The sequence below is a fragment of the Paractinoplanes deccanensis genome (genome assembly GCF_016862115.1).
In the GTDB taxonomy this organism is placed as follows: Bacteria; Actinomycetota; Actinomycetes; order Mycobacteriales; family Micromonosporaceae; genus Actinoplanes; species Actinoplanes deccanensis.
In genome coordinates, this window is sequence record NZ_BOMI01000154.1 from 22036 (window position 1) to 28707 (window position 6672).

Here is a 6672-nt window from a genome sequence, read left to right on the forward strand (position 1 = left end):
GGCCACGCCCTCCTCGTCGACGCCGGCGGTGGCTTCTCCTTCCACGCCGGCGGTGGCCCCTCTTCGTGCGCCCGAGACGGAGTCCTACGGGCCGCCTGCGGAGATCGCCGACGTGGCGGCTCGGGTGTTCGGGGATCGGCTCGGGTTGGCCGAGGCCTATGCGCGATTGCTGGTGACGGACGGGGTCGTGCGCGGGCTGATCGGTCCTCGCGAGGCGCCGCGCATCTGGGAGCGGCACCTGGTGAATTGTGCCGTAGTGTCCGAGATCATCCCTATCGGCGCTTCGGTGTTCGACGTGGGGTCTGGTGCCGGTTTGCCCGGTATCGTGCTGGCAGTGGCCCGGCCGGACCTGCGCATCACCCTGGTCGAGCCGCTGGCACGACGCACCGCGTTCCTGTCGGAGGCGGTGACCGCACTGGGTCTCGACGCGGCCGTCACGGTCGTACGGGGCCGCGCGGAGGATGTCGTCGACGGGCCCCCCGCCGGCGCCGACATCGTCACCGCGCGGGCGGTCGCCCCGCTCGACCGGCTGGCCGGCTGGTGTCTTCCGCTGGCCCGCGTGGGCGGCCGGCTGCTGGCGCTGAAAGGCGCCTCGGCCGCCGAGGAAGCCGCGGAGCACCGGCAGGCGCTCGCCGACCTGGGCGGCGCCGAACCGGTGATCCATCTGTGTGGGGAGGGCCTGATCGACCCGCCCACCACGGTGGTGGAGGTCGTCGTGCAGTCCAGGCCGAAGCCGTCCACCGGGGCGGCAGGCCCGGCCCGCGGCCGGACGTCGAGCCGCGGATCCGGGCGTGGGAGACCGCGGAGGGGATAGATGTCCAGGCGGGGCGCGCGCAAACGAAACGCGAAGCTGAAGCGTCCCGACGAGGGCTCCTCTCAACAGACCGGGGGTGGCGGGCAGCCCGCCGTCCCTGCCATCTCTTCTTCGCCGGCTTCCTCTATAGGAAACCCGGACGGGCGCCCTGCGCTCGAAGCCTTATCGGCGCGGCCGGCACACGGGTCCGGCGTGGCCGCTGGCGCCGGGTCTCAGGAGACCGCGTCGGGGGTCGGGTCGTCGGATTGCGCGGCTGTCTTCCCGGCGGTCTTCCCGGCCGTCTTCCCGACTGGTGGGGTTGTTGTTTCTCTGTCGGTGAGTCCGTCCGGGCGTGTGCCGGTCAGTGCGTCCTCGGCGGTTGTTCTTCCGGCGGGCCTTGTCGCGGCGTCTGCGGGGTTGGATGCGCCCGTTGCGGGTGATGTCGGCGCTGATGATGGTGAGGCTTCTGCGGGGGCTTTGGGAGGCCGCGCGGAGGGCTCTCGGTGTGGGCGGGACGGCGATGCTAGCCGGGACACGGGTGAGGCGCTGCTGCGGTTGGGTGGGGCCTGCCGGCGTACAGGAAAAGAGGAGGATTCGCGGGGAGCGGAAGCGGCGTCGGATGGCCGGGACGGCAGCGAGGCCGGCCGGGTTGTGGGCGACGACGCGGGCGCTCAGGGCCGTGCAAGTGGGGACGCCGCTGGTGCGGTGTTGCGGCTCGTGCCGGGCGTGATGGTCTATGCGGCGCCCGACGGTGAGGGAGTGTCTACGTTGCACATGCCTCATCGGGCGGATGGCCGTGGCGAGGCTCGCCCGACGGCCGTAGGCTGGCCGGGCGTCGATAGTGTGTGCCGGTCTTCTGCCGCCGGAACGCACGTGTCGCCGACCGACCCGTTCCTCACTAACAGGGATAAAACGGTGCATGAGTACGGTGTTTCACGTGAAACCGAGTCACCTCTCGACCGCGAACGAGAGCCCGGCATGAGTCAGCGTGGCGCATACAACACTTCTGAGGGTGTGCCGGCTCCGCGTGCGGGCAGCAGTTACCCCGGGCAGATCTACGGCTCGCCGGCTGCTTCCCCGTCTTCGCCGTCCTCCTCGGAGGCCGAGGAGTCGCGCCTGTCCGGGCCTGCTCCCGCGCCTCGATCCGGTCCTCCCGCGGTAGCCTCGTCGCCGGTGCCCGTGTCGGCCGCGCCGGTTTCTGCGACGCCCGTTTCGTCCACTCCCGTGTCTGGTGCCCCATCCTCCGGCGTCCCCGACGCGGCGGACGAGCATGTTTCACGTGAAACGCCGAGCCGGGATGAAGACGATCCGCCGCTCGCCATGGAAGCGTTGCGAGCTGTGCAGATCCTCAACCCGAGCGGCGAGATCACCATGCCGCGCCCGGACCACCCGAGGGTGCTCTGCGTCGCGAACCAGAAGGGTGGCGTCGGCAAGACCACCACGACCGTGAACCTTGCGGTGGCCCTGGCGCTGCACGGCAACCGTGTTCTCGTCGTCGACCTCGATCCTCAGGGCAACGCGTCCACGGGCCTCAACGTCCCTCACCACGCCGGCGTGCCCGATGTGTACGACTGCTTGATCGACAACGTGCCGCTGTCGGAGGTGGCGCAGCCTGTCGAGGGCATTCCGAACCTGTGGTGCGTGCCCGCCACGATCGACCTCGCCGGCGCGGAGATCGAGCTGGTCTCGGTCGTCGCCCGTGAGTCGCGGCTGGCGCGGGCCATCGCGGCGCACCCGGAGAAGTTCGACTACGTCTTCATCGACTGCCCGCCGTCGCTGGGCCTGCTGACGGTCAACGCGCTCTGCGCGGCGCAGGAGGTTCTGATCCCGATCCAGTGCGAGTACTACGCGCTCGAGGGGCTGAACCAACTGATCAACAACATCAATCTGGTACGCCAGCACCTCAACCCGACGCTCGACGTCTCGACAATCCTGCTGACCATGTACGACCGCCGCACGCGCCTCGCCGACGCGGTGGAGCAGGACGTGCGGAACCACTTCGGCAGCAAGGTGCTGAACGCCGTCATCCCCCGTAACGTGCGCGTGTCGGAGGCTCCTAGCTACGGCCAGTCCGTGATGACCTACGATCCGGGATCAAGGGGCGCTACCAGCTACTTCGAGGCCGCCCTGGAACTCGCGATGCGTGGCGTCAACACGGGAGGCACGGCATGAAGAACCGTCCGCGGGGCGGGCTGGGCCGCGGCCTGGGCGCTTTGATCCCCACGGCGCCGGCCGTTGATCCGTCGCCGGCACCGTCGGCGCCTGCTGCGGACACCGCTCCGCCCTCCGCGGAGCCGGCTGCGCACTTCATGGCGTCGCCGGGGGCTGAGACGGCTGCTGCGGCGGCTGCGGGTGCTCCGGGCGCTCCGGCCGCTCCGGCTGACGATCTGGCGCCCGTACCGGGTGCCCGCTTTACTGAGTTGCCCGTCGGCTCGATCGAGCCGAACGCCAAGCAGCCGCGGCACGTCTTCGACGAGGAGGCGCTCGACGAGCTCAAGACCTCCATCCAGGAGGTCGGCTTCCTGCAGCCGATCGTCGTACGGGAGCTCGGCGACGGCCGCTACGAGCTCGTCATGGGTGAGCGGCGCTGGCGTGCCGCGCAGGCCATCGGGCGCGAGACCATCCCGGCGATCGTCCGGGAAACCCGCGACGACGCCATGCTGCGGGACGCGCTGCTCGAGAACATTCACCGGGCCAACCTGAACCCGCTCGAAGAGGCGGCCGCCTATCAGCAGCTGCTCGAGGAGTTCGGGGCCACGCACGAGGAGCTCGCCAAGCGGATCGGTCGCAGCCGGCCGCAGATCTCCAACACGATCCGCTTGCTGAACCTGCCGGCTCCGGTCCAGCGGCGCGTGGCCGCGGGCGTGCTGTCGGCCGGGCATGCGCGGGCGTTGCTCGGGCTCGAGGACACCGAGGCCCAGGAGAAGCTGGCGCTGCGGATCGTGGCCGAGGGCCTGTCGGTGCGCGCGACCGAGGAACTGGTGTCGCTGGCGATCTCGGATGGGCCGGCCAAGAAGGCGGCTCCGACCCGGCGGGCGAAGGTTCACGCGCCCGCCCTGAACGATCTGGCGGAGCGGTTGAGCGACCGCTTCGACACGCGCGTGAAGGTCGACATCGGCCGCAACAAAGGCAAGATCACGATCGAGTTCGCGACGGTCGATGACCTGGAGCGGATCGTCGGCATGATCGGTGTCGACGAGGAAGGTGCCGGCGGCGAGGAGTAGGTCGCGGGGGTTGGTTCTGCTCGGGGTGTGCGGAGAGGTCGCGCACCCCGATTTTGTTTGTGGGCCGATTTTTGAGGCTGAATCCGGTTCTGTCAGAGCCATTCTCCTGGGATTTCTGGTGGGTGGCTGCTGCGAGCTTGGGCGGTTTTGGATGCCCTAAAAGCCGGTTTCGCGTACGGCTTAATGTACCTACATTCCTGCTATCCGCTGGTTTTCGTTTCACGTGAAACATTGGGCGCGACCCTGGTCGGTTTTTGGAGCGGTGGCCTTGCGTTGCTGTCGCACTCTGGCTTCGAGGTTGGTCCTTGCGGACGGGCCGGCTTAGAGATCGCTTTGTTCTGCTGTTGCCGGGTTCTCTGAAGCGATTGGTGCTCAGCGTGATCTTCGGGCTGTCGACGTAGAGAATTGGGCTCGCCTGCGCTGCCGGGCAACCGATGTCCGGGCTGGTCGCATTCCGTCTATCGCGTTGACCGGAACGCCCGTGAGTCGCGATGGCCCGCACGCTTGAGGATCGCGGTCTAGCACGCCGTGCCCAATGTCTGAGCGTCCTCACTGACGCCCGGCGTTCGATGTTCTGCTGCTGGGCTCGAATGCCGCCGAACCAGTGAGCCCGCCTCTTGACGGCCCTCTAAGCGGCCGACTAGCAGCAGATATAGGGTTGCCGGGGCGAGTTCGGCTAGAGATACGACTGTCCCGGGTGATCTCGGCTAGCCAGAGGACCGTGGAGCGCTCAAGTGCGACCGCAGTGGCTGGGGTCTTGAGGGGGTTGCACTGTGTCTCGACGCGAGTCCCGCCTGACTGGAACGGCGAGGCTGACCCGTGTCGCTAATCCCGAGGGAGGGATCATGATCGTCGCATTGCCATCCATAAGGCCGGGACAGGCGGGGCAAACATCCGAAGCCCGCTTTCTGACTTAGCTGTTCTTGCTGTGCTCCGCCGACCTACATCGGCGCTAGCCGAGAATGCGGACGGCCGAGGGATGGCGTATTGGACGGCCGGGCGCTGGCCCATCGGACGGCCGCGGGCTGGCCTATCCCCTTACGCCACTGGGCAGGCCCGCCTTGCTCGCCGCACGCGGGCTCTCCCTCCGAGAGAACGCACGCCAGTACTGACCCTGAACCCAAAGACCCGTACCGGCGTTTGCGCTTTGGCCCTCGTTCGAAGGACTCGAAGAAGCCAACCGGCGCGTGGGCGACTCAGCGCCCAGCCACAACATGGTTCCCCAGCACTACGCCGCCGGCTGAGCGGCGCAAGCCGAAAGGTCCGGGCAGTACAGAGCTTGCCAGGGTTCGAGGCCGAACGCGGCCCATGCGACTCGGCCGAAGTCGTATCCGATCACCTCCCCAGAAGTTCCGAAGTGTGCAGAGCTCTTCGTTTCACGTGAAACACGGTCCCCCTATGGCCGCCTCAGCCCACGGCCGCACCCTGGAGCAGCGCTCGACCAGGTGATGACCGCCGCCCGCGACATGATCCACGTCGACGGGGTGGCCCTGGCCAAGACCGATGGGGCTGGTTCTCAACAGGGCATGGCAAGGAGCCATAACGCGACAGCGAAGCCAGTTGCGCCAGAGCGCACCGGTCGATTCCTGCGAACCCGTGCCGGAAGCTCGAACCTGACAACGACCTCGAGTCGACGCGCAGGACGCGAAGCTCGACGGCCTTTGGCTTGGCAGCATGAAGCCGGGGCGGCCTGATCAGGGCCCTCACTGCGGGGTCCTGAGATCGCCACCGAGCCGCAATGTAGAGGTGGATCCGGCTACCCACGGAGCCCTTAGTTGGGTCCGACAGCAGCAGGGTCCGCGTGGCCCGGACGGCTACCCTTGCTGAGGCACGTATCCATGCTGTCCGTCGCGTCGTTCCGTTGGACGCCTCACGGCCGGCGGCGGGTGCATGCCGAGTAGGGAACGGACATTCGAGCGATGCGCTTGGGTGAGAGGTGGTATGTTGTCGGCGAGCGCTGGCCACCGAGATCTGACAAACCGTGTGCTGACCGCTCAGCTGGTGCGTTGAGTCTCGCCGCTGGTTAGCGGATAGGTTCGGGCCGTCTCGTGTCGAGCGGCGGGTCACGCGGCTGCTCTTAGGGTTAGGTGCGGGTCTGGCCGCCGAAGTTCTGGCCACGCGCTGTGTGGCTGGCCGCTTGCCTCTCCCCCGCTATGCCTCTCCCCCGCTGTGCCTCTCCCCCGCTGTGCCTCTCAGCGGCTGTCCCTAGGCCGGAGGCCAAGAGCGTGCGAGGTGGCACAGGCCGCAGGAGTCACGGCAGGCGCCATCCCGCGCTCGCCAAGAACGTGCCGGCCCGTGTGGTCCTGGATGGAGGAGCTAACGGCCGGTCCCGGACGACGGCAAGCACGGTCTTCTGATTGTGGGACCGTATCCGGCCTGGCGGCTATCGTGCGGCCCGTGCCTCGGCGTGCGGCGGCGGGGGGATACCACTCCCGGCGGCGGCTGCAGCTACGTCATCCGTTCGCAGAATCGTGTCCGGGGTAAGCCGTGGCCGTCTCCAGCAACGATCTTGGCGGCTTCCCTCGATCCGTTGGGCGTGGTTTCACGTGAAACGCCTATCATCCTTCGGAGCCGGGAGCCGGGAGCCGGGAGCCGGGAGCCGGGAGCCGGGAGCCGGGAGCCGGGAGCCGGGAGCCGGGAGCCGGGAGCCGGGAG

Annotated in this window: 3 protein-coding genes; all 3 read left to right on the forward strand. The window is 68.4% G+C overall.

Going from position 1 to position 6672, the window contains the following annotated elements; translation table 11 throughout:
- Nucleotides 1-52 precede the first annotated feature (52 nt).
- The 3 genes from rsmG (at nucleotide 53) to Ade02nite_RS37995 (ending at nucleotide 4017) form a co-directional block, all read left to right on the forward strand.
- Nucleotides 53-814 carry a 16S rRNA (guanine(527)-N(7))-methyltransferase RsmG gene (gene rsmG, locus Ade02nite_RS37985; protein ID WP_239169342.1) on the forward strand — a complete coding sequence of 254 codons (762 nt, stop codon included), beginning with the start codon at nucleotides 53-55 and terminating at the stop codon, nucleotides 812-814.
- A gap of 957 nt (nucleotides 815-1771) precedes the next feature.
- Nucleotides 1772-2965 (forward strand): ParA family protein, encoded by a 1194-nt coding sequence (locus Ade02nite_RS37990; protein WP_379036921.1) that lies wholly within the window; start codon nucleotides 1772-1774, stop codon nucleotides 2963-2965.
- Entirely contained in the window at nucleotides 2962-4017 is a 1056-nt protein-coding gene (locus tag Ade02nite_RS37995; protein WP_203774425.1) for a ParB/RepB/Spo0J family partition protein, read from the forward strand. The genes Ade02nite_RS37990 and Ade02nite_RS37995 overlap by 4 nt, the downstream gene beginning before the upstream one ends.
- Nucleotides 4018-6672: the final 2655 nt, after the last annotated feature.

Excerpts from the sequence above, each read along its gene's own strand:
- Ade02nite_RS37995 (WP_203774425.1), top strand. The coding sequence starts at position 2,962 with ATGAAGAACCGTCCGCGGGGCGGGCTGGGCCGCGGCCTGGGCGCTTTG.
- Ade02nite_RS37990 (WP_379036921.1), top strand. The coding sequence starts at position 1,772 with ATGAGTCAGCGTGGCGCATACAACACTTCTGAGGGTGTGCCGGCTCCG.